This window comes from Agromyces sp. NSFZ, from assembly GCF_056156205.1.
On record NZ_CM149585.1, the window covers coordinates 3,807,782 to 3,833,905 of the forward strand.

At 72.4% G+C, this 26,124-nt stretch carries 22 protein-coding genes; 12 read left to right on the plus strand and 10 right to left on the minus strand.

Annotation, left to right across the window (positions count from 1 at the left end; genetic code table 11):
- Nucleotides 1-3 precede the first annotated feature (3 nt).
- Nucleotides 4-657, minus strand: coding sequence for an SRPBCC family protein (locus tag ACVFI9_RS18045; RefSeq protein WP_474763553.1), 654 nt, complete (start codon nt 655-657; stop codon nt 4-6).
- Between the two features lie 46 nt (nt 658-703).
- On the minus strand, nt 704-1,384 hold the full coding sequence (locus ACVFI9_RS18050) for a hypothetical protein (protein WP_474763554.1): 681 nt from the start codon (nt 1,382-1,384) through the stop codon (nt 704-706).
- Nucleotides 1,385-1,511: 127 nt separating this feature from the next.
- On the opposite strand from ACVFI9_RS18050, the gene ACVFI9_RS18055 reads away from it, so the two are divergent.
- The 4 genes from ACVFI9_RS18055 to ACVFI9_RS18070 are packed head-to-tail and all read left to right on the plus strand — an operon-like array spanning nt 1,512 to nt 4,289.
- Nucleotides 1,512-1,928, plus strand: a complete 417-nt coding sequence (locus tag ACVFI9_RS18055) for a TOBE domain-containing protein (RefSeq protein ID WP_474763555.1) — start codon at nt 1,512-1,514, stop codon at nt 1,926-1,928.
- Complete coding sequence (gene modA / locus ACVFI9_RS18060) at nt 1,925-2,698, plus strand: molybdate ABC transporter substrate-binding protein (protein WP_474763556.1); 774 nt, start codon at nt 1,925-1,927, stop codon at nt 2,696-2,698. The genes ACVFI9_RS18055 and modA overlap by 4 nt, the downstream gene beginning before the upstream one ends.
- Nucleotides 2,695-3,558 carry an ABC transporter permease gene (locus ACVFI9_RS18065; RefSeq protein WP_474763557.1) on the plus strand — a complete coding sequence of 288 codons (864 nt, stop codon included), beginning with the start codon at nt 2,695-2,697 and terminating at the stop codon, nt 3,556-3,558. The genes modA and ACVFI9_RS18065 overlap by 4 nt, the downstream gene beginning before the upstream one ends.
- On the plus strand, nt 3,555-4,289 hold the full coding sequence (locus ACVFI9_RS18070; RefSeq protein WP_474763558.1) for an ABC transporter ATP-binding protein: 735 nt from the start codon (nt 3,555-3,557) through the stop codon (nt 4,287-4,289). Before ACVFI9_RS18065 ends, ACVFI9_RS18070 begins: the two co-directional genes overlap by 4 nt.
- Nucleotides 4,290-4,396: 107 nt before the next feature.
- Here ACVFI9_RS18070 and ACVFI9_RS18075 read toward each other — a convergent pair whose 3' ends face one another.
- From ACVFI9_RS18075 to ACVFI9_RS18095, 5 genes are all read right to left on the minus strand, one after another.
- Nucleotides 4,397-4,882, minus strand: a complete 486-nt coding sequence (locus ACVFI9_RS18075; protein ID WP_474763559.1) for a SixA phosphatase family protein — start codon at nt 4,880-4,882, stop codon at nt 4,397-4,399.
- 16 nt (nt 4,883-4,898) lie between these two features.
- Nucleotides 4,899-5,825 carry an arginase family protein gene (locus ACVFI9_RS18080; RefSeq protein ID WP_474763560.1) on the minus strand — a complete coding sequence of 309 codons (927 nt, stop codon included), beginning with the start codon at nt 5,823-5,825 and terminating at the stop codon, nt 4,899-4,901.
- 73 nt (nt 5,826-5,898) lie between these two features.
- On the minus strand, nt 5,899-6,174 hold the full coding sequence (locus tag ACVFI9_RS18085) for an SHOCT domain-containing protein (protein ID WP_474763561.1): 276 nt from the start codon (nt 6,172-6,174) through the stop codon (nt 5,899-5,901).
- Between the two features lie 89 nt (nt 6,175-6,263).
- On the minus strand, nt 6,264-7,250 hold the full coding sequence (locus ACVFI9_RS18090) for an NAD-dependent epimerase/dehydratase family protein (protein ID WP_474763562.1): 987 nt from the start codon (nt 7,248-7,250) through the stop codon (nt 6,264-6,266).
- A gap of 61 nt (nt 7,251-7,311) precedes the next feature.
- Nucleotides 7,312-10,164 (minus strand): cation-translocating P-type ATPase, encoded by a 2,853-nt coding sequence (locus ACVFI9_RS18095; RefSeq protein ID WP_474763563.1) that lies wholly within the window; start codon nt 10,162-10,164, stop codon nt 7,312-7,314.
- Nucleotides 10,165-10,312: 148 nt separating this feature from the next.
- Here ACVFI9_RS18095 and ACVFI9_RS18100 point away from each other — a divergent pair, with 148 nt between their 5' ends.
- The 6 genes from ACVFI9_RS18100 (at nt 10,313) to ACVFI9_RS18125 (ending at nt 16,796) form a co-directional block, all read left to right on the plus strand.
- Nucleotides 10,313-12,538, plus strand: coding sequence for a heavy metal translocating P-type ATPase (locus tag ACVFI9_RS18100; protein WP_474766309.1), 2,226 nt, complete (start codon nt 10,313-10,315; stop codon nt 12,536-12,538).
- Nucleotides 12,539-12,673: 135 nt separating this feature from the next.
- Nucleotides 12,674-13,042, plus strand: coding sequence for a nuclear transport factor 2 family protein (locus tag ACVFI9_RS18105; protein WP_474763564.1), 369 nt, complete (start codon nt 12,674-12,676; stop codon nt 13,040-13,042).
- 115 nt (nt 13,043-13,157) lie between these two features.
- Complete coding sequence (locus tag ACVFI9_RS18110) at nt 13,158-13,595, plus strand: YciI family protein (protein ID WP_474763565.1); 438 nt, start codon at nt 13,158-13,160, stop codon at nt 13,593-13,595.
- The gene (locus ACVFI9_RS18115; protein ID WP_474763566.1) at nt 13,595-14,902 is read left to right on the plus strand and encodes an RNA polymerase sigma factor; all 1,308 of its coding nucleotides are present in this window, start codon (nt 13,595-13,597) and stop codon (nt 14,900-14,902) included. The genes ACVFI9_RS18110 and ACVFI9_RS18115 overlap by 1 nt, the downstream gene beginning before the upstream one ends.
- A 112-nt stretch (nt 14,903-15,014) precedes the next feature.
- Complete coding sequence (locus ACVFI9_RS18120; protein WP_474763567.1) at nt 15,015-15,383, plus strand: PadR family transcriptional regulator; 369 nt, start codon at nt 15,015-15,017, stop codon at nt 15,381-15,383.
- 3 nt (nt 15,384-15,386) lie between these two features.
- A complete protein-coding gene (locus tag ACVFI9_RS18125) occupies nt 15,387-16,796 on the plus strand; it encodes a permease prefix domain 1-containing protein (RefSeq protein WP_474763568.1) in 1,410 nt (469 codons plus the stop codon).
- Here ACVFI9_RS18125 and ACVFI9_RS18130 read toward each other — a convergent pair.
- Nucleotides 16,736-19,924 (minus strand): efflux RND transporter permease subunit, encoded by a 3,189-nt coding sequence (locus ACVFI9_RS18130; RefSeq protein ID WP_474763569.1) that lies wholly within the window; start codon nt 19,922-19,924, stop codon nt 16,736-16,738. The genes ACVFI9_RS18125 and ACVFI9_RS18130 overlap by 61 nt on opposite strands.
- Nucleotides 19,925-20,048: 124 nt before the next feature.
- Here ACVFI9_RS18130 and ACVFI9_RS18135 point away from each other — a divergent pair, with 124 nt between their 5' ends.
- Both ACVFI9_RS18135 and ACVFI9_RS18140 read left to right on the plus strand, forming a co-directional pair.
- Nucleotides 20,049-21,092 carry a hypothetical protein gene (locus ACVFI9_RS18135; RefSeq protein ID WP_474763570.1) on the plus strand — a complete coding sequence of 348 codons (1,044 nt, stop codon included), beginning with the start codon at nt 20,049-20,051 and terminating at the stop codon, nt 21,090-21,092.
- Nucleotides 21,093-21,190: 98 nt separating this feature from the next.
- A complete protein-coding gene (locus tag ACVFI9_RS18140; protein WP_474763571.1) occupies nt 21,191-22,180 on the plus strand; it encodes a chaplin family protein in 990 nt (329 codons plus the stop codon).
- Nucleotides 22,181-22,238: 58 nt separating this feature from the next.
- Here the strand turns inward: ACVFI9_RS18140 and ACVFI9_RS18145 are convergent, their stop codons facing one another.
- Together ACVFI9_RS18145 and yczR are read right to left on the minus strand one after the other, a co-directional pair.
- Nucleotides 22,239-23,534 (minus strand): esterase-like activity of phytase family protein, encoded by a 1,296-nt coding sequence (locus tag ACVFI9_RS18145; protein WP_474763572.1) that lies wholly within the window; start codon nt 23,532-23,534, stop codon nt 22,239-22,241.
- A gap of 1,144 nt (nt 23,535-24,678) precedes the next feature.
- Complete coding sequence (gene yczR / locus ACVFI9_RS18150; RefSeq protein ID WP_474763573.1) at nt 24,679-26,118, minus strand: MocR-like transcription factor YczR; 1,440 nt, start codon at nt 26,116-26,118, stop codon at nt 24,679-24,681.
- Nucleotides 26,119-26,124 lie beyond the last annotated feature (6 nt).

Here is a 26,124-nt window from a genome sequence, read left to right on the forward strand (position 1 = left end):
AGGTCAGGTCCTCGGCTGCGATGCCGTGCGCTCGGCGCGATCACGGATGCCGCGGAGCATCCGCTCGGTCATCAGGAAGCTCACCATCTCGACCGGCTCGACCATCGCGGCGGCCCAGCCCGTGAGGTACGCGTACCGCTCCCTGACGACGAGACGGGTGGACCCGTCGGGGCGCGGCATGAGCACGAACGCCCACGTGAAGTCGTACGGCGCGCCTGAGCCCGTACCGTCGAGCGCCACCGCCCCGCGGAGCACGAGATGCCGATCCTCCTCGAGCGCCGCGACCGACAGGGCCACCTCGGGAGCGAGATTGACGACGTCACCGACGGCGTGCACGTGGAGTTCGGGGCGGATGCGGTCGGCCGAGCGGATGTCCACCCCGAGCAGGTTCTCCAGCCAGTCGTAGCTGTAGAAGCCGCCGCGGTTCTGCCCGAGCTGGGCGATCCACGGCCAGACCTCTGCCGGCGTCGCGTCGATGGAGATCGCCCGCGTGGCCTGCAGGTCGGGCCGGGGGAGCAGGTGATCCCCCGGCATCGTAATGCCCACCTCGTCGTCGCCCGCGCCCCAGCGCAACGACGTCCTCCGAAGCAGGACGACCATCCCTGTCACCGCCGCAGCGATCGCCGCACCCACCGCCATGCCTCGCATCATCCCCATCGGGCCAGTATCGCGACAGCCGGCGGAGCGGGCAACGGATGCGGGGTCAGAACGTGACCGGGCCGAGCGAAACCGTTCCGGTGGGGTCGAGCAGCGCCGCCGAGAGTCCGTACGCCTGCGCCCCGTAGAGGATGCTCAGCCCCTCGGCCGGGAAGCGCCCGTCCACCGTGCACTCGCTGCGCGTGGGAGCGTCGGCCATCACGAGCACGAGGCACACGTCCGCACCATCGAGGGTCCGCGCCAGGTAGGCCGCCGGCCCGTCCACCCGGGTCGCGAGCAGCCGTATCGAGGCGGGGTCGACGATCCCGACGACGCCCGCGACCTGCGCCGACGCCGCAGCCGGCGGCAGCCGGTCGAACACCGCGAGCAGGCCGGTGTCCTCGAGCGGTGTTCCGGGGCCTGCAGCCTCCGTCCGGGCCGACGGCGCCGGCAGGGCGGACTCGGTGGGGATCCGCTGCCCGGCGACCCAACCGAGCGCGGCACCGAGCACGAGGCCGACTCCACCAGCGCCGATGGCCCAGCGGGCGAGTCGCCCACGGCCTCCTGTGTTCGTGGTCACCGGTGCGGATGCCCCGTCATCGGGCTCGCGGCGAGGCGGGTCCTGCTCCACGGGGCCGGTGGCGAGCTCCGCAAGTTCGGCGGCCGCCCGCGCGCGCTCGGCGTCGGTCGCGTCGGCGCCGTATGCCAGGCGCTGAAGCGTGCCGATGCGGTCTTCGCTGGCGTCCACGTCGGTCCCCTTGCGCCAGCATGCACCCCCTCCCGTTCCTCGGCAAGCCGTGCATGGAGGCCGGATGACCCACGCACCGCATTCGCGGATAGGATCGATACATGCGAACGAATCTGCGGAGCAGAGCATGACCCAGTTCCGCATCAGCGAGGCCGCGGCACTGCTCGGCGTGAGCGACGACACCGTTCGACGTTGGGCCGACCAGGGCCGCCTCGCCACCACGCGCGGCGTCAACGGCATGCTGGTCGTCGAGGGCACCGACCTCGTGCCGCTGGTGGAGGAACTCGCATCGGGCGGAGCGCTCGCCGAAGCGTTCCCCCTCGCCCGGGCGTCGGCGCGGAACCGCTTCGTCGGTCTCGTCACGCGCGTGCGACGCGACGGCGTCATGGCCCAGGTCGACCTGCAGGCCGGCCCGTTCCGGATCGTCTCGCTCATGAGCGCGGAGGCGGCCGACGAGCTCGGCCTCGAGCCCGGCATGCTGGCCGCCGCGAGCGCGAAGGCCACCACGGTGTCGATCGAGCTGCCGCCGGGGGCGCAGCCGTGAGGCGATGGGCGGCCCGTGCGTCGATCCTCGCGCTCGCTGCGACACTGACCGGGTGCGCCGCCACCGATGCCCCTGAGGCAGGGTCGACGGATGCCGCCCCGGTGACCGTCACCGTCTTCGCCGCCGCCTCGCTCACGCACGTGTTCGAGACCCTCGCCGAGGAGTTCGAGACGAGGCATCCGGGTGCCGACGTCGTGCTGAGCTCGGGCGGAAGCGGCGCGCTGGCCCAGCAGATCGTGGCCGGCGCACCGGCCGACGTGTTCGCCTCGGCCGCCGAGGCCCCCATGCAGGCGGTCGTCGACGCCGGGCTCGCCGACTCGCCCGAGGTGTTCGCGACGAACACGCTCGAACTCGTCGTTCCGGCGGGCAATCCCGCAGAGGTGTCGGGTGTCGACGACCTCGCCAGGGCCGAGCTCGGGGTCGCCCTCTGCGACGCCTCGGTGCCGTGCGGTGCCGCAACCGCCGACCTGCTCGGGCAGGTGGGCGTCACCGCGGCTCCCGACACGCTCGAGGCCGACGTGACGAGCGTGATCACCAAGGTGATGCTCGGCGAGGTGGATGCCGCCATCGTGTACCGCACCGACGTGATCGCCGCGGGCGACGCGGTCGAGGGCATCGGCGTGCCGGGCGCGGCATCCGTCGTCAATCGCTACCCGATCGCGGTGACGACGGATGCCGCGAGCCCCGACACCGCCGCCGCGTTCGTCGCGTTCGTGTCGAGCGCCGACGGGCGCACCGCGCTCGACGCCGCCGGATTCGGCGCACCGTGACGACCTCGACCCGGCACCCGGAGCGCCACGAGCGTCGCCCGGCCCGACGCCCGCTCCGGCGCGCGAGCGGCCGTCTCGCGTGGCCGATCGCCGCCCTTGCCGTCGTGGCGCTCGCGCTGCTGGTGCTGCCGCTCGTCTCGCTCGTGCTGCGGGCCCCGTGGGCGGAACTGCCCGAGCTCCTCGCCCGCGAATCCGTGCTGCAGGCGCTCGTGCTCTCCTTCGTCACGGCGCTCACCGCGACGGCGCTGTGCCTCGTGCTGGGCGTCCCGCTCGCGGCCGTCCTCGCCCGGGCGAGCGGCTGGCCGACCCTGCCGAGGCGGTTCCTTCGGGCGGCGGTCACGGTGCCGCTCGTGCTGCCGCCCGTGGTCGGCGGCATCGCGCTCCTGCAGTTCCTCGGCCGGAGGGGCGTCGTCGGTGGCGCCCTCGAGACCTGGTTCGGCATCACCGTGCCGTTCACGACCGGCGCGGTCGTCATCGCGCAGGTCTTCGTGGCGCTGCCGTTCCTCGTCTTCGCCGTCGAGGGCGCGCTGCGCTCGACGGATCGGCGCACCGAGCTCGCGGCCTCGACGCTGGGAGCCTCGCGCTGGCAGGTGTTCCGGCATGTGACGCTGCCGCTCGTCGCGCCCGGCGTGGCGGCGGGCGCCGTGCTCTGCTTCAGCCGCGCGCTCGGGGAGTTCGGCGCCACGATCACGTTCGCGGGATCGCTGCCGGGCGTGACCCGCACGCTGCCGATCGCGAGCTACCTGGCCATGCAGTCGGACCCCGACGAGGCGATCGCGCTCGCGCTGCTGCTCCTCGCAGTGTCGATCGCGGTGCTCCTCGGCCTCCGCGATCGGTGGTTGCCGGGGGTGCGGGCGTGACCCGGGCATCGAACATGCCGCGGCCCGCCCTCCACGCCGACGTGCGCGTCGCGCGCGGCGACCAGGTGATCGCGGCCGCGTTCGACGTGGCGCCGGGGCATCCGCTCGCCGTCATCGGACCGAACGGATCCGGCAAGTCGACCGTGCTCTCGGCCATCGCCGGACTCGTGCCGCTCGAGTCCGGCCACGTGTCGATCGGAGACCGGACGGTCGACGCCGAGCCGCCCGAAGCGCGGCGCATCGGCGTCGTCTTCCAGGACTACGTGCTGTTCCCGCACCTGGACGTGCGCGACAACGTCGCCTTCGCCGCGCGCATGCGGGGCGGCTCGCGCGCCGCGGCTCGCGCCGCCGCGGAGCCGTGGCTCGACCGCTACGGGCTCGCCCCGCTCGCCGGCCGGTTCCCGGCCGAGCTGTCGGGCGGGCAGGCGCAACGCGTGGCCCTCGCGCGGGCCCTCGCCGCGGAGCCCGAGGTGCTGCTCCTCGACGAGCCCATGTCGGCCCTCGACGTCGAGGTGCGCGCCGAGATGCGGGCCGAGCTGGCGACCCACGTGCGCGAGTTCGGCGGCGCCACGGTGCTCGTCACCCACAGTCCGGCGGATGCCGCGGCCCTCGCCGATTCCGTGCTCGTGCTCGAGGCGGGGCGGGTGACCCAGCGCGGCACGCTCGACGAACTCCGCGCCGCCCCGGCGACGCCCTACGTGGAACGCATGCTCGCGGCATCCGCCGACTGACGCCGAGAACACATGAGAATCCGGGTCATACGGCCGCCACAGCGGGTATGGACGGGATTCTCATGTGTTTCTTCGCGACCGGCCGGCACCGCACTCCGAGGCGGATGCTAGGACCGCGGCGTCTCGAGGTGGACGTCGCGCACGAGCCCCTCATCGAGCTCGCTCCACGCGTCGGCGTCGAAGCGCAACTCGAGGGCCGCGCACGTGGGCAGGTGCCCGATCTCGTCGGTGAACCGCTGCGCGAGCGAGGTCATCTCCGGGTTGTGTCCGACGACCATCGCGGTCTCGACTGCGGCGTCGAGTTCGGCGATCGCCTCGAGGAGTCCGGTCGCCGACGTCGCATAGAGCCGCGCGTCGGCGATGATCCGCCCGGTGTCGAACCCCAGCGGGTCGGCCAGAAGCTCGGCCGTCGTCAGCGCCCGCACCGCGGTGCTCGAGAGGATCACGTCTGGCGCGAGCCCGCGACCGGCGAGCCGGCGCCCCATCCTCGGAGCATCGCGGAGGCCGCGCTCGTTGAGCGGGCGCTCGTGGTCGTCGAGGCCGGGGTGGTCCCAGCTCGACTTGGCGTGGCGCACCAGCACGAGGGTCTTCATGAGCCGCTCGCCTTCATCAGCGCGACCCCACCCCGGTCGCCACCTCGAGCACGCAGAGCGCCGCGAGCCGCACGGTGCGGCCGTCGGGCGCATCGGCCGTGGCATCCACCTCGGCGAGGTCGACCGAGGCCACCGCAGCGGATGCCCCGGCCGCGCGAGCGGCGACCCGCAGCTCCCACGCCGAGATCCCGCCCGGCATGGAGGCGGGGCATCCCGGCGCCACCGACCGGTCGCACACGTCGACGTCGAGGTCGACGTGGACGGGACCGCCGGCGGCCCCCGCGATCTCGAGCGCCTCGGCGAAGACGTCGGCCATCGGGCGCCGCTGCAGCTCGTCGCGGTGCACCACGGTGATGCCGAGCTCGTCGGCGCGGTCGGCGTAGTGCCGGGAGTTGGCGAAGTCGGCGATGCCGATCTGCACCACGCGGCGACCGTCGAGTCCGGCCTCGACGAGCCGCCGCACGGGCGACCCGTTGCTCACGCCGTCGCGCAGGTCGTAGTGGGCGTCGAGCGTGATCAGTCCGGCGGTCGTGATGCGGTCGCCCCAGACGCCGAGCGCCACCGGCACGGTCAGCGAGTTGTCACCGCCGAGCGCCATCACGACGCTCGATCGGGCCCCCGCCGCTGCGGCAGCCTCACGCGCTCGCGACTCCCCCTCCTCGCCGTCGGGCTCGTCGACGTCGCCGGCGTCGGCGAGCGTGAGCACGTCGAGGTCCTCGGGCGTGTCGCGCACCCCTCGGTCGGGCACGATGCCCGGACTGTACCGGGCGAGCGCTTCGCGGATCGCCGCCGGCGTCTCGTGCGCGCCGGTCGGCGAGAGCGACGTGCGCCAGGTCGGCACGCCGAGCAGGGCCAGGTCGGCCATCTCGCCGGGTTCGAGGTCGGCGAGCGCCGGCCATCCGCCCGCGCGTGGCCAGAGGGGATCGTGCGAGAGCGTCACCATGTCACGACGCTAGCAATGCCGGATGCCACGCGCCGAGGCATCCGGCGACGCCGAGGTCTGCGATTCCAGACGTTCAGCTGCGCGGCGGCGGGGCGGTCTCGTCGAGCGCACGGCGGATCTCGCGGTATTCGTCGGGCGTGATCTCGCCGCGGGCGAGCCGCTCCTCGAGGATCGCCCTGGCATCGCTCCGCGGCGGCTGCCCGTACGGCGGCGACCCCGGGGGCGAGCTCGAAGGCGGCCCGGCCGTGAACGATCGCACCACGAGCAGGATGAGCGCGGCGAGCGCGAGCAGCCCGAGAATGACCCACAGCCAGCCGAGCCCCATGCCGTAGCCGTAGTCCCACATCATGCAGCACCACCTCCGATGCCGACGGGAGCAGAGCAGCTCCTCGGCCTCATGGTACGCCCGACGCCGTGCCCGCCGTCAGGCTCCTGATCTCAGTCGGGGAGTCCGGCGAGCAGCTCACGCTCGCGCTCCGCCGTGAGACCGGCTCGGCGCTCGCGCTCGAGGCCCTCGGCGCGCTCCCACTCGAGCACGTCCTGGAGCAGGTCGTCGAGCGGGCGCAGCTGGAGGCCGGCCGCCTTGGCCGCCGCGTTCGACCGATCGAGGAAGGCGTGCCATTCGGGATCGGCGATCCAGAGCGGCAGCGATTCGGGCCCCGACCACTCGGCGACGCCGTGCTCCGACAACCACTCGGTCGGGGCGGCGACGACCTCGCCCCGGTGCCCGCCGATCGCCCGGGAGCGCTCGAGCCATTCCGCGAACGTGACCGGGTCGCCCACCGCGTTGAAGGCGCCCGTGAGCCCGCGCTCGATCGAATCGAGCGTGAAGCGCACGAGGTCGCCCACGTGGATGGACTGCACGGGAGCATCGAGGATGTCGGGTACGAGCATCGCTCCGTCGTCTCGCGCAGCTCGTGCCACCCAGTAGCCGCTGCGGCCGGACGCGTCTCCAGCGCCGGCGATGAGGCCGGGGCGGATGACGAGCAGCCGGTCGCCGACGGCCTCGCGGTAGGCGAGCTCGATCGCCGACTTCGCTTCCCCGTAGGTCTCGGGGGTCGACTCGTCGGCCTCGAGTGGCGGCCTGAGCTCGGCCGACTCGTCGGCACCGGCCTCGTCGTGGCGGGCGTACACGCTCGCGGACGAGATGAACGTCCAGTGCCGGGCGACCGGCCCGAGCGCGGCCGCGGCGCGCCGGGCGAATCCAGGCTCGCGGGTCACGTCGATCACCGCGTCCCATTGCTGCCCGGCGACCTCGTCGTAGGCGCCGGGCTGCGAGCGATCGGCGTGCACGAGCCGGGCTCCGTCGGCGACGTCTCCCGCCTCGCCGCGGGCCAGGCAGGTCACGCGGTGACCGCGGGCGAGCGTCTCCCGCGCGAGTTCGCGTCCGAGCCATTGCGTACCGCCGAGGATGAGCAGTTCCATGCCGCCATCCCAGCACGAGCCGGATGCCCCGCGTCCGCGTGTTCTCGCAGCGCGAACCCGGTCAGCCCGCCCGGCCCGCGGTGTCGGCTCGACGGCGCTCCAGCGCGCGGATGCCGAGCTTGCGCAGTTCCTCGAACCAGAGCACGACGGAGGCCATCCCCGCGCACACGAGCCAGTGCTCGAGGTCGAGCTCGCGGGTGCCGAACGCGACCTGCAGCGGCGGCAGCGACACGACCGCGATCTGCAGCAGCACCGCGAGCACCACCGCACCCCACAGCCAGCGGTTCGAGAACAGCCCTCGGAACGCGCTCGACGCGGCCGACCGGGCGTTGAACGCGGTGAACAGGCCCGCGAACACGAGCGTCGTGAAGCCCGCGGTGCGTGCCACCTCGAGCGTGTCGGTGCCGCCCGGAACGAGGCCGCCCGGGAGGAAGATGTCGATGGTGAGCAGCGTGATGATCGAGATCACCAGGCCGGTTACCCCGATGCCGATCCACATGCCGAGATCGATCGCACGGTCGTGGATGCCTCGGGGCGGCCGTTCCATGACGTCGTCGATCTCGGGATCGACACCCATGGCGAGCGCAGGCCCCGAGTCGGTGACGAGGTTGATCCAGAGGATCTGGGTGGCGAGGAGGGGGAGCACGAGTCCGTCGCCGCCCGCGCCGCTGAGCCCGAGGAGTCCGCCGAAGATGACGCCGAAGAACACCGTGAGCACCTCGCCCATGTTGGAGTAGAGCAGGTAGCGCAGGAACTTGCGGATGTTGTCGAAGATCACGCGCCCCTCGCGCACGGCGTGCACGATCGTGGCGAAGTCGTCGTCGGCGAGCACCATCTTGGCCGCCTCCTTGGTGACCTCGGTGCCCGTGATGCCCATGGCGATGCCGATGTCGGCCGACTTGAGTGCGGGCGCGTCGTTCACGCCGTCGCCCGTCATGGCGACGATCCGGCCATCGGCCTGCAGCGCGTCGACGATGCGGAGCTTGTGCTCTGGCGCCACGCGCGCGAACACCGACACGGTGCGCACGGCGTCGCGCAGCTGGCGCTCGTCCATGCCGTCGATCCGGGCACCGGGAAGCGCGATGCCCTCGTCGTCGATGATGCCGAGGTCGCGTGCGATGCGGGCGGCGGTCGCGGGATGGTCGCCGGTGATCATGATGACCCGGATGCCGGCGGCGCGGGCCTCGGCGATGGCCGGTCGCACCTCGGGGCGCGGCGGGTCGATGATGCCGACGACCCCCGCGTAGACGAGGTCCTCCTCGGAGGACTCGTCGAAGGATGCGGCATCCGCTCGACCTTCGCTCGCCGCGAGCTCGGGCGCCGGCCGGTAGGCGACGCCGAGGGTGCGGAACGCCTCCTCCGAGAGGGCCTCCATCTCGGCGAGCGCCCTGCGTCGCCGCAACGGGTCGAGGGGCACGATGTCGCCGCCGACCTGCATCCTCGTGCAGTGCCGCAGCAGCACGTCGGGCGCACCCTTGCTGAGCACGACGAGGTCGCCGCTCTCGTGGCGGTGCGCCGTGGACATCATCTTGCGCTCGGAGCTGAACGGCACCTCGCCGACGCGTCCGTAGTGCGCCGCCTCCTCGACGGTGCCCGCGAGCTTGCCTGCCGCGACGAGGAACGCGGCCTCGGTCGGATCGCCCTCGATCTCCCACACGCCGCTGCGCTCGATGAGCTGCGCGTCGTTCGCGAGCGAGCCGACGCCGAGCACGAGCTGCGCCTCCGTGCGCAGCGGGCCGTCGCCGAGTTCGACGCCCTTCGTGGTCACCGGACCGTACGGCGCATAACCGACACCGCCGAGATCGACGCTGCCCGACGCCGTGACGACCCGCTGGATCGTCATCTGGTTCGTCGTGAGCGTTCCGGTCTTGTCGGTGCAGATGACGGACGCCGAGCCGAGCGTCTCGACGCTCGAGAGCTTCTTCACCACGGCGTTGCGCTTCGCCATGCGCTGCACGCCGAGGGCGAGCACGAGCGAGAGGATCGCGGGAAGGCCTTCGGGGACCGCGGCGACCGCGAGCGAGACCCCGAGCAGCAGCACCGTCACGAGGTCGGCGGCCGAGCCGATGCCCTGCACGAGCGCGACCGTGATCATCACGACGATGGCGATCACGACGACGATGCGGCCGAGCATGCGGCCGAGGTGGTCGACCTCCTCCTGCAGGGGCGTCGGCTCCTCCACCGTCTCGTCGAGCATGGTGGCGATCGCCCCCATCTCGGTGGTCATGCCCGTGGCCGTCACGATCGCGCGCCCGGTGCCGCGACTCACGGCCGTGCCCTTGAAGACCATGTCGCGGCGGTCGCCGAGGGGCACCACCTCGTCGATCGTGTCGACGCGCTTCTCGACGGCCTCGCTCTCTCCCGTCAGCGAGGCCTCGGCGACCCGGAGCGAGTTCGCGCGGAACAGCCGGCCGTCGGCGCCGACCTGGTCGCCCTCGGCGAGCACGAGCACGTCGCCCGGCACCAGCTCGATGCTCGGCACGGTGCGGAGCTCGCCGTCGCGGATCACGGTCGACTGCGCGCGGGTCATCACGGCGAGCGCGGCGACCGCACGCTCGGCCCGCGACTCCTGCACGAGCCCGAGGACCGCGTTGAGCAGGATGATCGCGAGGATCACGACAGCGTCGACCGGCCACCCCTCGGCCCCCTCGACGATCCAGGCGATGAAGGAGATGACCACCGCAGCGAGGAGCAGCAGGATGAGCGGGTCGGTGAACTGCGCGACGACCCGGCGCCACAGCGGGTTGCGGGCCGTGCTGCGGAGCTCGTTCGGTCCGTGCTGGGCGAGCCGAGCGGATGCCTCGGCCGCCGTCAGGCCCCGGTCGACGTCCACGCCCATGGCGCGGGCGACCTCGGCGGCATCCGTCCGCACCGGATCGAACGCGGCGGCGGATGCATCGCGAGGGCTCGACATGCCTCCATCCTCGCAAGGTGCGCTCGGGCTCGCCGGAATTGCGGCGCCGGAGTGGGAACAGATCGCCGCAGTGGCGCGTTGTCGAGGAGTAGTGATACCTACCGGGGGTATTCGCGAACCGGGTGGCAACGGAGGAAGATCGATGAGCATGACCCGAGACGACATGCACGAGCACCACGGCGGGCGCACCGGGCACGAGGACCACGACGCGCACGCCGGACACGACGCGCACGCCGGACACGACGCGCACGCCGGTCACGACATGGCCGGGCACGAGGAGCACGGCGCGCATCCAGGTCACGACGCGCACGCCGGTCACGACATGGCCGGTCACGGCGCACACGGCGGTCACTCCGGCCATGGCGACCACGTCGGCCAGTTCCGCCGCCTCTTCTGGATCATGCTCGTCATCGCGATCCCGACCATCGTGTTCAGCCCGATGTTCGCCGGCATCCTGGGTTACCAGCTGCCCGACTCCCCGCTCATCGAATGGGTCTCCCCGGTGCTCGGCACGGTCCTGTACGTCTGGGGCGGAAAGCCGTTCCTCACGGGCGCCTGGTCGGAGCTCAAGGCCCGGAAGCCCGGCATGATGCTCCTCATCGGCCTCGCCATCACGGTGGGGTACTTCGCCTCGCTCGGCGCGACCCTCGGCATCCTGCCCCACCACCTCGACTTCTGGTGGGAGCTCGCGCTCCTCATCGTGATCATGCTGCTCGGCCACTGGATCGAGATGCGCTCGATCGCGGCGACCTCGTCGGCACTCGACGCGCTCGCCGCGCTGCTTCCCGACGAGGCCGAGCGCGTGGTCCCCGGCTCCGCCGACGGCCCTTCGACCGGCTCGGGGACCGAGGTCGTCTCGCCTTCCGACCTCCGAGTCGGCGACGTCGTGATCGTGCGTCCCGGCGGCCGCGTGCCGGCCGACGGCGACGTGATCGACGGCACGGCCGCCATGGACGAGTCGATGATCACCGGCGAGTCGCGCACCGTGAGCCGCGGCTCCGGTGACCACGTGGTCGCCGGAACCGTCGCCACCGACACGGCGATCCGGGTGCGCGTCGACGCGATCGGCGAGGACACCGCCCTCGCCGGCATCCAGCGGCTCGTCGCCGAGGCCCAGGCCTCGAGCTCCCGGGCGCAGCGCATCGCCGACCGCGCGGCGGGCTGGCTGTTCTGGTTCGCGCTCGGCGCCGCCGCGATCACCGCGGCCGTGTGGTGGGCCGTGGGGCTCCCCGACGAGGGCGTCATCCACACCGTCACCGTGCTCGTGATCGCGTGCCCCCACGCACTCGGCCTCGCGATCCCGCTCGTCGTGTCGATCGCCACCGAGCGTGCAGCCCGCGGCGGTGTGCTCGTAACCGACCGCCTCGCGCTCGAGACGATGCGCACCGTCGACGCCGTGCTGTTCGACAAGACCGGCACCCTGACAAGGGGCGAGCCCGCGGTGACGGATGCCGCGGCCGCGCCGGGTCACGACCTCGACGAGGTGCTCGGCCTCGCGGCATCCGCCGAGCGCGACTCCGAGCACCCGCTCGCGAAGGCCATCGTCGCCCACGCCGGCCACCGGCAGCTCGCGACCGTCGCGGCATCCGGCTTCGAGGCGTCAGCCGCCGTCGGCGTGCGCGCCGAGGTGGGCGGACGCACGGTGCACGTCGGCGGCCCGGGCATGCTCGCCCGCGAGGGCCTCGACGCGCTGCCCGAGTCGCAGGCGTGGGCCGAACGCGGCTCCACCGTGCTGCACGTCGTGGTCGACGGTGAGGTCGCCGGAGCGATCGCCCTGGCCGACGAGGTGCGGCCGGAGTCGAAGGAGGCCGTCGACGCGTTGCACGCCCTCGGCGTGCGCGTGGTGATGATCACGGGTGACGCCGAGCCCGTCGCCCGCACCGTCGCCGCCGAGCTCGGCATCGACCGCGTCTTCGCGGGCGTGCGCCCCGAGGACAAGGCGGCCAAGGTGCAGGAGCTCCAGCACGAGGGCCTCAGTGTCGCGATGGTCGGCGATGGCGTGAACGACGCTCCCGCGCTCGCGCAGGCCGACGTCGGCATCGCGATCGGCGCGGGCACGGATGTCGCGATCGCGTCGGCCGGCGTCATCCTCGCGTCGAGCGACCCGCGGTCGGTGATCTCGGTCATCGAGCTCTCGCGCGCGAGCTACCGCAAGATGAAGCAGAACCTGTGGTGGGCGGCCGGCTACAACCTCGTGTCGGTGCCGCTCGCGGCGGGCGTCCTCGCGCCGATCGGGTTCGTGCTCCCGATGTCGGTGGGCGCCATCCTGATGTCGCTCTCGACCGTCATCGTCGCGGCGAACGCGCAGCTGCTGCGCCGCCTCGACCTGCGGCCCGAGGCATCCACCCGGGCGGTGCTCGAGCGCGCGAGCTAGCCTCCAGCTCCTGCAGGAGAATGGGCCCCATCCCCCCGTCACGGCGGGGATGGGGCCCGTTCTCCTGCACTGGCTGAGTCTTGACTTGTCCTGCACTGGCTGGGCCTCGACGCCGCGGGCGGGTAGCGTGGCGTCATGGACGACTCGATCGCGGTGCTCGTCGCGGGCGCCGAGCGAAGGCTGCTGGAACCCGAGGTGCGCCGCGACTCCGAATCGCTCGGCGAGCTGCTGGACGACTCGTTCCGCGAGATCGGCAAGAGCGGCCGACTCTGGCGGCGCGACGAACTCATCGACGTCATGACGGGCTCCTACGCGGTGGAGCTGCAGTCCGCCGTCGTCACGGGCGAGCACGTCGAGATGGTGGCGCCGGACCTGGCGCTCTACACCTACACGCTCGACGCCAACGGCGAGCGCAGTCGCCGCAGCTCACTGTGGCGGATCGCCGACGGCCGTCCGCGGCTGGTGTTCCACCAGGGGACGCCGCTCGGCCCCGGCGTGGCCTGAGCGCCACGAGCATCAATTCGCAGGGAAGTACGCGGCGATGTCGATCCGACGACACCGCTGTTCGACGTTGCAGTGAAGGCGGGCATTCCGGCCCGCGCCGACCAGGGAGAAGACGATGAAGTACATGCTGATCATGCGGGCGGACGAGCAGGGCATCGAGGCGTACCAGGACATGGATTTCAACGAGGTCATCGCCGCGATGGGCCGCTACAACGAGTCGCTCATCAAGGCCGGCGTGCTCCTCGCCGGCGAAGGCCTCGCCGACGCCCAGGAGGGGTTCGTGGTCGACTTCGACTCGACGCCGCCCGTCGTCACCGATGGGCCGTACGCCGAGGCCAAGGAGCTCTTCAACGGCTTCTGGATCCTCCAGGTGTCGAGCAAGGAGGAGGCCGCGGAGTGGGCGAAGCGCTGTCCGCTCGGCCCCGGGGCGCGACTCGAGGTACGCCGAGTCAACGAACTCGAGGACTTCCCGCAGGACAACGAGTGGATCCAGAAGGAGGCCCAGTGGCGCGCAGACGCCGAGGCCGGCCAGCTGGCACGACCGGCTGAGTGATGCCGACGGATGCCCCGGGCGCGGTCGAGCCGGCGGATGACGCCGACGCCGACCGGGCCCGGCGCGCCCTCGCCGCCGTCTGGCGCATCGAGTCCGCCCGCATCGTGGCGACGCTGACGCGCTTCACGGGCGATGTCGGGCAGGCCGAGGATCTCGCCCAGGAGGCGATGCTCGAGGCGCTCCGGCAGTGGCCGTCCGAGGGTGTGCCGAACAACCCCGGCGCGTGGCTCACCGCCGTCGCGAAGCGGCGCGCCATCGACGGCTGGCGTCGCCGCGAGCGGCTCGACGACCGATACGCCGCGATGGCGCGCGAGCTCGAGCAGCGGGGCGGCGAGGCATCCGGCGACTTCTTCGACCCCGACACCATCGACGACGACGTGCTGCGCCTCGTCTTCGTGGCCTGCCACCCGGTGCTCTCACGCGAGGCGCAGATCGCCCTCACGCTGCGCATCGTCGGCGGCCTCTCGAGCGAGGAGATCGCTCGGGCGTTCCTCGTGCCGGTCGCGACCGTGCAGCAGCGCATCGTGCGGGCGAAGAAGACCCTCTCGGCGGCGAAGGTGCCGTTCGCGGTGCCCGAGCCGCAGGACTACGCCGAGCGCCTCGGCTCGGTGCTGAGCGTGATCTACCTCATCTTCAACGAGGGGTACCTGCCCGCGGCGGGGACGGAATGGGTGCGGCCGGATGTCTCGGCCGAGGCGTTGCGCCTCGCACGCATGGTGGCGAACCTCATGCCGCGCGAGCCCGAGGCGTGGTCGCTCGTGGCGTTGCTGGAGTTCCAGGCGTCGCGGTTCGCCGCCCGGGTCGGCCGGGACGGGACGCCGATCCCGCTCGACGAGCAGGACCGGAGCCGCTGGGATCGCGCACAGATCGAGCGCGGGCGCGTCGCCCTCGCTCGCGCCGACCGGATCGGCCGGGGTCGCGCCTCCTACGGACTGCAGGCGGCCATCGCCGAATGCCATGCCGTCGCTCCGACGGCCGCCGAGACCGACTGGGCACGCATCGTCGTGCTCTACGAAGCGCTCGGCCGCCTCGCGCCGTCGCCGGTCGTCGAGCTGAACCGAGCCGTTGCCGTCGCCATGGCCACCGGGCCCGCGAGCGCGCTCCGGCTCGTCGACGACCTGGAGCGCGGTGGAAGGCTCGCCGGGTACGCGGGCCTTCCGGCGGTGCGCGGAGAGCTGCTCGCTCGCGTCGGACGCACGGCGGAGGCGCTCGGCGAACTCGAGGCCGCCGCCCGTCTCACGGGCAACGAACGGGAACGGGCGGCGCTCCTCGCGAAGGCCGCGGCACTGCGCGCCGGTGCGGGCTGATCGGACGCTCGCGACATCCGATTCGGTCTGGCCACGTGCCCGGACACGTGATACCTTGCAGCTCTAGGTACCTTGGAGTGCAAGGTATCGGCGAGCGGCGATCGGAGCACGCATGCGGATCGGGAAGGACCTCGTGGCGGCGGCGGCCACCCCGGTGGTGCTCGGCATCCTCGCGGAGGGCGAGTCGTACGGCTACGCCATCCTGCAGCGGATCACCGAGCTGTCGGGCGGCGAACTCGAGTGGAGCGACGGGATGCTCTATCCGCTCCTGCACCGGCTCGAGCGGCTCGGTCATGTCGACTCCGAATGGCGCCAGTCGCCCGGCGGTCGCCCGCGAAAGCATTACCGGTTGAGCGCGCAGGGAGTGGCGACGCTGGCCGACCAGCGCCGGCAGTGGTCGGTCATCGGCGGAGTGCTCGACCAGGTCTGGCCAGGCGGGCCCGACGATCGCCGGCCCCGGATCGCGGTCGGGCTGGGCTGAGCGATGGCGACCGAGCACGCTCCCGCCCTCGACGAGCTCATCGCCTCCTGGCGCGACTGGATGGTGCGCCGCGACGCGCTCAGCACCGCCGATGTCGACGAGCTCGAATCGCACCTCCGCGACCGAGTCGACGCGCTGAAGGGCGCGGGACTCGCCGACGACGAGGCGTTCCTCATCGCGGTCAAGCGCCTCGGCAGCACGGACGAGCTGTCCCGCGAGTACGCCGCCGAGCACTCCGGCCGGCTCTGGAAGCAGCTCGTGCTCGACGGCTCGGCGGGAGACGGAGACACGGATGCCACGGGCGCCACGATCCCGTTCCTGGCACGCACAGGCGGTCTCGCCGTCGCCCTCGCGCTCGGCGTCGGGGCCGGCGTCGCGGTGAAGGCGACCGAGCTGCTCGCCGGCCCCGAGCTCGTGGTCCGGAACCTCGCGGTGCTCGTGCTGCCGTTCCTCGCGGCGTGGTTCGCCTGGCGGCGCCGGCCACCCCTCGCGACCCTGCTCGCCACCGCGGCGGCGTTCGCCGCCGTTGCCCTCGCCCTCAACCTCTACCCCTTCGACGGCGGATCCTCGACGATCACGGTCGCCGGGCAGAACTCCGCGACCGCCGTGCTCGCGACGCTCGGCTCGATCGCCGTGCTCTGGCTCGTCACGGGCATCGTCGACGCCCGCGGCGACTGGCGCAGCGACCGCGCGCGCATGGACTTCCTGCGCTTCAGCGGCGAGTGGCTCGTCTACTACGTGCTCATCGCGATCGTCGGCGGGGCGCTGAGCGGGCTCACCGTCGCCGTGTTCGCCTCGATCGGCGTCGACGTCCTGCCGTTCGTCGGCGAGTGGGTGCTGCCGTGCGGTGCGGCGGGCGCCGTGCTCGTGAGCGCGTGGCTCGTGGGCGCGAAACAGCGGGTGATCGAGAACATCGCCCCGGTGCTCACGAAGGTGTTCACCCCGCTCTTCACGCTCATGATGCTCGCGCTCATCGTCGCCGCCGTCATGCAGTGGAACCTCGTCGACGTCAGCCGCGACCTGCTCATCGCGTTCGACCTCGTGCTGCTCGTCGTCGTCGCGCTGCTCGTCTACTCGATCTCGGCACGGGACCCCGCGCTACCGCCGGGCTGGTTCGATCGCCTGCAGGTGCTCATGCTCGCCGCCGCACTCGTCGTCGACCTCATCGTGCTCGTCGCGATGATCGCGCGCACGGGCGAGTTCGGAGTCAGCCCGAACAAGACGGCCTCGCTCGGTCTCAACCTCATCCTGCTCGTCAACCTCGCGTGGGCCGCCCGACTGCAGTTCGGCTTCGTGCGCCGACGCGTTCCGTTCGGACGGGTCGAGCGCTGGCAGACCGGGTACCTCCCGATCTACCTCGGCTGGTCGGCGATCATCGTGTTCGCGTTCCCGCCGCTGTTCGGATTCGTCTGATCGGTGCGGCGACGCAGCGCCCGGCGCTCGCGAGCGCCCTCGACGAGGTGGTACAGCACGGGCAGCACGATGAGCGTGAGCGCGGTCGACGACACGAGGCCGCCGATCACGACGAGCGCGAGGGGCTGCGAGATGAAGCCGCTGTGCCCGGTGATGCCGAGCGCCATGGGCAGCAGCGCGAAGATCGTCGCGAGCGCGGTCATGAGGATGGGCCGCAGACGTCGGGACGCGCCGTGCAACAGCGCGTCGCGCACGGTCATGCCCCGGTCGCGGTACTGGTTCACGAGGTCGACGAGCACGATGGCGTTCGTCACGACGATGCCGACGAGCATGAGCACGCCCACGAGCGACGCGACGCCGAGCGGGATGCCCGTGATGACCTGCAGCGCGATCGCGCCGGTCGCCGCGAACGGCACCGACACGAGCAGCAGCAGCGGCTGCAGCAGCGACCGGAAGGTCGCGACCATGACGATGTACACGATGAGGATCGCCGCGAGCAGGGCGAGGCCGAGCTGCGAGAACGACTCGGCCTGGTCGGCCGACACCCCGCCGATCGAGGCGGTCGCCCCCGCAGGCAGGTCGGCACGCTGGATCGCCGCCGAGACCTCCGCGGTGGCCGAGCCGAGGTCCTCGTCGTTCGGCGTCGCCGACACCGTCGCGCTGCGGAGGCCCTGCACGGTGGTCACCGTCGACGGGCCGTCGACCTCGCGCACCGTGGCGAGCGAGTCGAGCCGCACGATCCCCGCCGGAGTCGGCACGTCCAGGGCCGACAGCTCCTCGATCGTCGCGGGCGGATCCTCGGCGGCGAGGTAGATGGTGAGGGTCTTCTCGTCGATGACGACCGAACCGGCCGACTGGGGCTGCATGGCGGCCGAGACCCAGCCGCCGAGCGCGACTTCGGAGTAGCCCGCGGCGGCGGCATCCGCTCGGTCCACTTCGACCGCGATGTACCGACGCGATTCCGACAGGTTCGAGGTCGTCTGGGCGAGCGAGTCGAGCTCGTCGAGCCCGTCGCGGACCGCCTCCGTGGCGTCCTCCAGGTCTTCGGCGTTCGACGCCGTCACGTCGACCTCGATGTCGGTCGACGCGCCGAACCCGCTCGACGCCGCGAGGGTGATCTCACCGGCGAGGTCGAGTGACTCGAGCTCCTCGCGCACCGACGCCTGGAGCTCCTCCTGGTCGGCGTCCTCGTCGGTGGTCACCGAGTAGGTGACCGTCGCACCGCCCCCGCCGCCGAGCACCGCCGCGAGACCGCGGCCACCCGCACCGATCGACGTCTGCACGGTCTCGACGCCCTCGGTGTCGCGGATGACCCGCTCGACCGGTCGCGACGCCTCGTCCATGGCCTCGAGGCTCGATCCGATGGGCAGTTGCTGCGTGACCTGGAACGTGTTCTGGCCCGACGAACCGAGGAAGTTCGTCTTCATGAACGGCAGGAGCGCGATGGTGCCCCCGAGGACGAGCACGGCGATCACGATGGTGACCACGCCGTGCCGCAGGGTCCACTCGATGATGGGAAGGTAGCCGCGCTGCAGGCGCGACGGGTGCTCGAGTTCGTCGACGGTCGCCGCGCCGGTCGACGCGGCCGCGGGGCTCGTCTCGTCGACGAAGGCGGCGGCCGCCGCGGCATCCTCGTGCTTGTGGATCTTCGCCGGCTTGAGGAACCAGTACGCCAGCACCGGCACGATCGTGAGCGAGACGAGCAGCGACGCGAGCAGTGCGATGGTGACCGTCAGCGAGAACGGCCGGAAGAGCTCGCCCGTGACGCCCTCGACGAGGGCGATCGGCAGGAACACCGCGACCGTGGTGATGGTCGAGGCGGTGATCGCCCCCGCGACCTCCCGCACCGCGTGGATGATCGTCGACGCCTTGTCGGAGCCCTCCACGAGGTGCCGTTTGATGTTCTCGATGACCACGATCGAGTCGTCGACGACCCGGCCGATCGCGATCGTCAGCGCCCCGAGGGTGAGGATGTTGAGCGTGTAGTCGGCGGCCTGCAGCCCGATGAAGGTGATGAGCACCGAGGTCGGGATCGAGATGGCGGTGACGAGCGTCGCCCGGATCGACAGCAGGAAGACGAGGATGACGAGCACCGCGAACAGGAGCCCGAGCATGCCCTCGGTCGCGAGCGACTCGATCGACTGCTGGATGTACGGCGCCTGGTCGAACACGACCGTGAACGTCGCGCCGGGATTCGTGGTGTCGAGCGACGACTCGAGATCGGGCAGCAGTGCCTTCACGGCGTTCGACACCTCGACCGTGTTGGCCGCCGGCAGCTTCGTGACCGAGATCGTGAGCGCCGGCTCGCCGTTCACGCGCGAGATGCTCGCCACGGGATTGTCGGTGAGGGCGACGGATGCCACGTCGCCGATGGTCGTCGCGGGGCCGCGGCCGATCACCGGAAGCGCCGCGATGTCGTCGACGCTGCCGAGCCGGGTCCCCGTCTGAACGGCGAACGTGGCATCGCCCTCGGTGATCGTGCCGGCAGGCAGGAGCACGCCGTTCTGCTGCAGCGCGTCGCGGATCGCCTGCTGCGTGAGGCCGCGTGAGGCGAGCGCGGCGGGGTCTGGCGTGATGGTCACGCGTTCGCCGATATCGCCGATGAGCGTCGCCTCGCGGACGCCGTCGACGTCGTTGATCTCGCCGAGCGTCGTGCGGGTGATCTCGTCGGAGAGCGCGCTCACGTCGTCGACTCCGGTCACGGCGACGGCGACGACCGGGAAGTCCTCGAGGCTGAGCGCGAGCACCTGCGGTTCGACGTCCTCGGGCAGGTCGGCGGCGATGCGATTCACCGCCGAGAGCAGCTTCTGCTCGGCGAAGGCGAGGTCGGTGCCGTACGTGAAGCTGGCCGTCACCCGGGAAAGCCCGGTCGAGCTCGTCGACGACGTGGTCTCGAGCCCGGTGATGCCCTGGATCGCCGTCTCGATCGGCGTGGAGACGTCGGCGTTCACGACGTCGGGCGAGGCGCCCGGGTAGGCGGTGACGATCGAGAGCTGCGGGAACTCGATCGACGGGGCGAGCTCCTGCTTGAGGTTCGTCAGCGAGATGCCGCCGAAGATGGCGACGACGACCGTGACGAGTGCGATGAGCGCCCGGTTCTTCATGCTGAGGGCGGCAAGCAGGTGCATGCCCACGATTCTGGCAGGGGCATGGCGGCCCGGATGTCACGGGCGGCTGTGAATCCGCCCGGCGCGGCTGCTGGACTCCGACGGCGCGTTCCCACTAGCTTCGGAACGGCATGGGGGTGAGCAGATGACGTCAGCGGTCGTCGCGCGACAGTCGCGCTGGCTTCGCTACGTCCTGCTCGGCGTCGCGTTCTCGGCGCTGTGGCTCGCGCTCAGCCTCCTCTCGTCCGCGTCGAGCGCCTCCGCGGAGGAGCAGGAGCCGAGCGGGCTGCTCGGTGCGGCGGGCTCCCTGCTCGGCGGCGTGACCCAGGTCACCTCGACGCTCGGCGACACGATCGACGAGGTCGCCGGCGCGGTGACGTCACCGGTCCTCGAGGCGGTCGCGCCGGTCGTCGACGCGGCGCCGGCGCCCGTGGCCGAGGTCGTCCCCCCGGTCGTCGAGGCGGCGACGGATGCCGCGAACGGCACGGTCTCCGGCGTGAATGCGACGGTGGCCGGCGCGGCGAACAGCCTCACGGGGCTCCTCGCCGACGCGGCGGGCGGCGGGACCGTCGGCGCGATCGCCGACCCGCTCACCGCCACCCTCGACGGGGTGGTCGGCGGCGTGCCGATCGTCGGCGACGTGCTCGGCGACGACACCCTGGGCAGCCTGGTCGACCCGCTGGCCGGCGCGGTGGACGGCACGCTCGCCGCCGCCGTCGGCTCGACGGGCGACCTGCCCACCGACGGCACCGGCGTGCTCCCCCACCTTCCCGACCTGCCGCTCCTGCCGGGCGGATCCGACCTCCCAGGCGAACCGGGCGGTCCCGGCGAACCGGTCGCGGTCGCGCCGGTGACCGGGAGCGGCGCCCCGCCGGGTGCGCTCCGGCCCGGTGCGCCCGATTCCATGGCGATCCTCGCGAGCGACCTCCCACCCGGCCCTGCCGGCACGATCCTGCCCGCCGACGGCGGCACGCCGCACCGCGGCGCCCTTCCGCCGACACCCGCGGCACCCACCGGTGGGTCCGGTACGGGCTCCGCCGGGCCGACCGGTGCGGGCGGGGCATCCGGAACCTCCGACGCGGCGTTCGCCGCCCTGGAGCTCGACGCGTTCGCGTCGCTGGTGCTGCACGCGATCGACGACGAACTGCCGTCGTCGCCCGTGCACGACACCGACACCACCCCTGACTGACGGGGGCCGCTCCGCCTGCACGCACCCGCGTGCATGCGGACACGGTCATCGCTCCCTGCCCGGGAGCGACCCTTCCCATCAGTCAGGAGGACTGGAACATGAAACGAGTACTGCTGAGGGCGCTCTACGCGACCCTCTTCACCGTGGGGCTCACGCTCCTCGGCGCCGGCGTGGCGCACGCCTCGGAGACGAGCGGCGACGACGGCATCCTGTCGGGCACCCAGATCGGGATCTCGATCGAGGCGCCGATCACGCTCGCGGGCAACGCGATCTCCGTCATCGGGGACTCGTCGAGCGAGGACGCAGGGACCTGGGTCGCCACCGGCGGCTCGGGCGACGGCGGCTCGGCCAAGACGAGCGGCGACGACTCGATCCTCGGCGGCACCCAGGCGATCGTCGACGTGTCGATCCCGGTGACCGTCGCGGGCAACGCGATCTCCGTCATCGGGGACTCGTCGAGCGAGGACGCGGTGACCGTCGTGGAGTCGGAATCCGGCTCGGGAGGCACCGACGCGACCACGAGCGGCGAGGACTCGATCCTCGGCGGCACGCAGGTGCTGCCGTCGATCGACCTGCCGGTCACGGTCGCCGGCAACGCGATCTCGGTGATCGGCGACAGCACGTCGTCGAACGCCGAGACGGTCGTCGTGGGGGGAACCGGGGGCGGTTCCGCGACGACGGACGGAACGGACGGGCTGCTCGGGGGAACACAGCTCATTCCGAACCTGTCCCTGCCGATCACGGTCGGCGGCAACGCGGTCTCGGTGATCGGCGACAGCCGCACGGACGGCTCGACGGTCATCGTCGGCCCGACCGGCCCGACGCACCCGACGCACCCGACAGACCCGACAGACCCGACGGACCCGACCGACCCGGGCACGCCGGGAACGTCCCCCGGCAACGGCTCGGGTTCGGTCTCGGCGGTCACGGCGGCGGCGATGCCGGCGGCGGCGGCGGCGGCGACGCCGCACGCGACCGCCCTCGCCTCGACGGGCCTCGACTCGGGATTCTGGGAGCGGCTCGCACTGATCCTGGTCCTGACGGGCCTGGCGCTCGGCGCGGCGCGGAAGGTCGCGTTCCGCCGTTGAGCTGACGAGTGCCCGGTGCCGCCCTACCGGCACCGGGCACTCGTCGCGGTCGAGTCGCCTACCCGGCGAACACCTCGGAGGCCGCGCCGAGGCGGAGGAACACCGTCTCGCCCGTCGCATCCTTCAGGCCGTCGTTGTCGGTGACCGCGTAGACGGCGCCGTCGGCCGCGATGATGAGGCCCTCGAGCTTCTCCTGCGTCCAGCCGTTCACGGCCCGTAGCGCGGGCAGCACGTCGATCGCGAGCGACTTCGCGAGCTCCGGCAGATCGCCGGGCGTGCCGAGCCCCGAAAGGCCCTCGACGCCGGCGAGATCGACGGCGTAGACCCGCTTCACGGCCGCGGCCGGCCCGTTGAGCTTGTCACGCTCGATCACGGCGAGCGTGTCGGCGTCGACCGCCACGATCTCCGAGAGGCCCATCCAGTCACCGTCGACCTCGGTCGAATCGAGCCGATAGCCGAACCAGGTCCACGCACCGGTCGCCACGTCGTAGCGTCCGATCCGCGTCACGCCCTCGCCGTCGACGGGGCCGGATGCCGCGACCGGGTCGGTCCACAGCGGGCGCTGCACCGCCACGTACACGGTCTCGGCGCCCGCGGCATCCGTCACCGCGGTCACGCCCTCGAGGCCCCACTTGCCGATGTGCGCCGCGATGTCGGACGGCAGGCTCACCGCCTCGACGATCGCGCCCGCGGCATCCGTGCGCAGCAGTCGGTTGCCCGCGCCGGTCGTGCCCTCGACGGCGAGCCAGTAGCCGCCCTGCGGCCGGGCGAAGAGGCCCTCCACGTCGACGTTCGCGGGCGTGCCGGCATCGGTCACCACGAGCGAGTCGGTGATCCGCGCGGGGGTGCCGGTGACGTCGACGGTGAAGATCGTCGACGGCTTCAGCGCCGAGTCGCTCGCCGCGTGGATCGCGCCGGCGTCGACGGGGTCGGCGGTGAGCGCGCCGAGGGCGAGCCAGCCGATGGCCTCGCCGCCGACCGAGGCGGACACGATGCCGGTCGGCGCCGCAGCACCCGCACCGAACTCGTACACGCTCACACTGGCACGCACGCCGGCCTCGGCGTCATCGGTCTCGCTCGAGACCACGAGCAGGTCGCGACTCGGGATCGGGAGGATGCCCTCGGGTCCGTCGGTGGCGAACAACATCTGCACGAACTCGGGCGACGCCGGATCGCTCAGGTCGTACACGGCGACGACGTTGCTGCGCTCGCTCGCGACGAACGCGTAGCGGATGCCGCCGAACTCGGCGATCGCCAGGCCCTCGGGCTCGGGGCCCTTCTTCGCGGCACGGTCGTCGTTGTAGACGCCGTGCGCGATGGCGAGCTGCTCGAAGGTGTTGCCGGCGTCCCACACGACGTCGCCCGTGCGGGCGTCGAAGATCGACCAGCCGCGGGTGCCGCCGAAGAGGTCGCCCTCGTTGGCGGTGGCGATGAGGTGGGCGTGACCCAGCCGACGGAGTCGGGCTCGCGCGGGACGTCCGTCAGCGAACCGGTCGCCGAGACGACCTTGTCCTTCTTCGTGTCGAACCCGCCGGCCGTGACCGTGCCCGTCGAGAAGACGTTGCGCACGGTGCCGCGCTTCGGGTCGATGACCGCGATCGCGTTGTTCTCCTGGAGCGAGACCGCGAGGGTGCCGTTCGGACTGAAGCTCACGTACTCGGGCTCGGGGTCGATGGCACCGTACACTCCGGCCTCGACGAACGAGGCGAGGGCCGTGCCATCGGGGTTGGTGAGCAGGATCGGCTCGGCCGTCCAGGACGCCGGGTCCTGCTTCGACACGTCGATCAGCTGGATGAAGCCGGCAGGCGCCTGCGGCAGGTCGCCCTCTTCATCGGAGCCTTCCGGCGTGAACTCCTCGTCGCGCTGGTTCTCGATCGCGATGGCCGCGAGCCTGCCGTTCTGCGAGATCGCGATCGAGTCGGGCTGGCCGCCGAGGTCGATCGACGCGACCCGCTCGCGGTCGGCGAGGCGCAGCACGTCGAGGCGGCCCTTGGGCGCCGTGAACTCGCCACCGGTCTCGTCGATGACGACGAGCACGAAGTCGCCCACGATCGACACCGACGTCGGCTGGTCGTCGGCGTGCCCGAGCTCGGCGAGCGACACGGTGCCGAGGCCCACGGGCGTCGACGCGTCGGTCACGTCGAGGAAGCCGATGCGCTTGCCGGCCGCGTCGGTGTAGACGACGGTCCTGCCGTCGGGTGAGGCCGCCGAGATCTCGGCGACGGTCTCGTCGGCCGGGTCGACGCCGGCCGGCACGTTCTGGAAGACGGGGTAGGTTGCGGTGCGCTGGAACGCCGGCGCGTCGTCGGCCGCGCTGGCCGGCATCGCTCCGAAGGCGCCGAGCGCGACGGCGGATGCCGCGAGCACGGCGGTGCAGCGCGCGAGGGAAGTCCGCTTCATGCGGGGGTCTCCTGTCGGGTGGGGGACATTCCCCGCAACAGTGCCCCGAGCGGGCGACGCGGCGGTGTCCGGCCGGTGAACGGCGTGCGCCGCCGGGGTCAGACGACGGAGGCGAGCAGCTCGGGCTCGGACTCCGCGACGGGCGCGTTGGCGAGCGACCGCCACGTGCGCGCCAGCGCCTGCACCGCGGCATCCGTCAGCTCGGGCGAGTAGCAGATGGGCAGGCGGATGAACCGCTCGAATGCCCCGTCGATGCCGAAGCGCGGCCCGGCCGCGACGATGAGGCCCTCGCGTCGTGCGGCGAGCGCGAGCTGCGAGCTCACGGGAGCACCGAGTCCCACCCACGTCACGATGCCGCCGTCGACGTGCGGCACGTCCCACTCGGGGATCGCGCTCGCCAGGAGCGATTCGAGGCGGTCGCGTCCGGCGCGCAGCTGTTCCCGGCGGAGGTCGAGGATCTCGTCCATGCGGGCGAGGGCGCGTGCGACGATGAGCTGCTCGAGGATGGGCGTGCCGAGATCGCCCGGTGAGCGCACGGCGAGCAGCCGACGGAGGAGCGGGCGTTCGGCGCGGATCCAGCCCACGCGCACGCCGCCCCAGATGGTTTTGCCGACCGAACCGATCATGACGGCCCGCCCGTCGGCGGCCATGGGCGGGAACTCGCCCACGCGGTCGATCGAGAGCTCGGCCGTGGTCTCGTCGGCCACGACGATCGTGCCCTGGCTGGCGGCAGCGTCGAGCACCCGCTGCCGGGCCGTGCGGCTGAGCGTGCGGCCGGTCGGGTTCTGGAAGTCGGGCATGAGGTAGGCCATGGCGGGGTTGGAGTGCCGGATCGCCTGCACGAGTGCCGCCGTCTCCTCGCGCTCGTCGGCGCCCGAGCCGCAGGGCGGCGCGGGCACTGGCACGAGCCGGGCGCCCGCCGCCCGCAGCGCCTCGTACGCGTGCGGGTACGTGGGCACCTCGATGAGGGCTCGGTCGCCTCGCCCGATGATCGCGCGGGAGAGCAGGGCGATGGCGTGCTGCGCGCCGATCGTCACCATGACCTGCTCGGGCGTGGTGGGCAATCCCCGCGCCGTGTACCGATCGGCGATCGCCGCGCGGAGGGCCGGCGTCCCGATCGGGTCGTAGCCCGCGTCGAGGAGATGCGCGGGCAGGTCGTCGGCCGCCTGCCGGGCGAGTTCCGGCAGCCAGGGCAAAGCGGGCGGCGCGGCCTTGGAGAAGTCGAGGTAGTCCGCCTCGAGTGGTGCGGGGAGCACCGCCGGAGCGCCCGGCAGGCGTGCGACGCTGCCGGACCCCCGCACGCTCTGCAGCAGCCCCTGCTCCCGCAGGTGCCGGTAGGCGGCGGTCACCGTCGTGCGGCTGAGTCCGAGACGCTGGGCGAGGTCGCGCTCGGCCGGAATCCTGGTGTCGACGGCGATGCGCCCGTCGAGGATGAGGAGGCGGATGCGCTCGGCGAGCGCCTCGTAGGCACTGCCGGCACCGCGCCAGTCGCCGAGCAGCAACTCGAGTGAGCGCGCCGTGAGCGTGAGATCCGCCATCAGGCC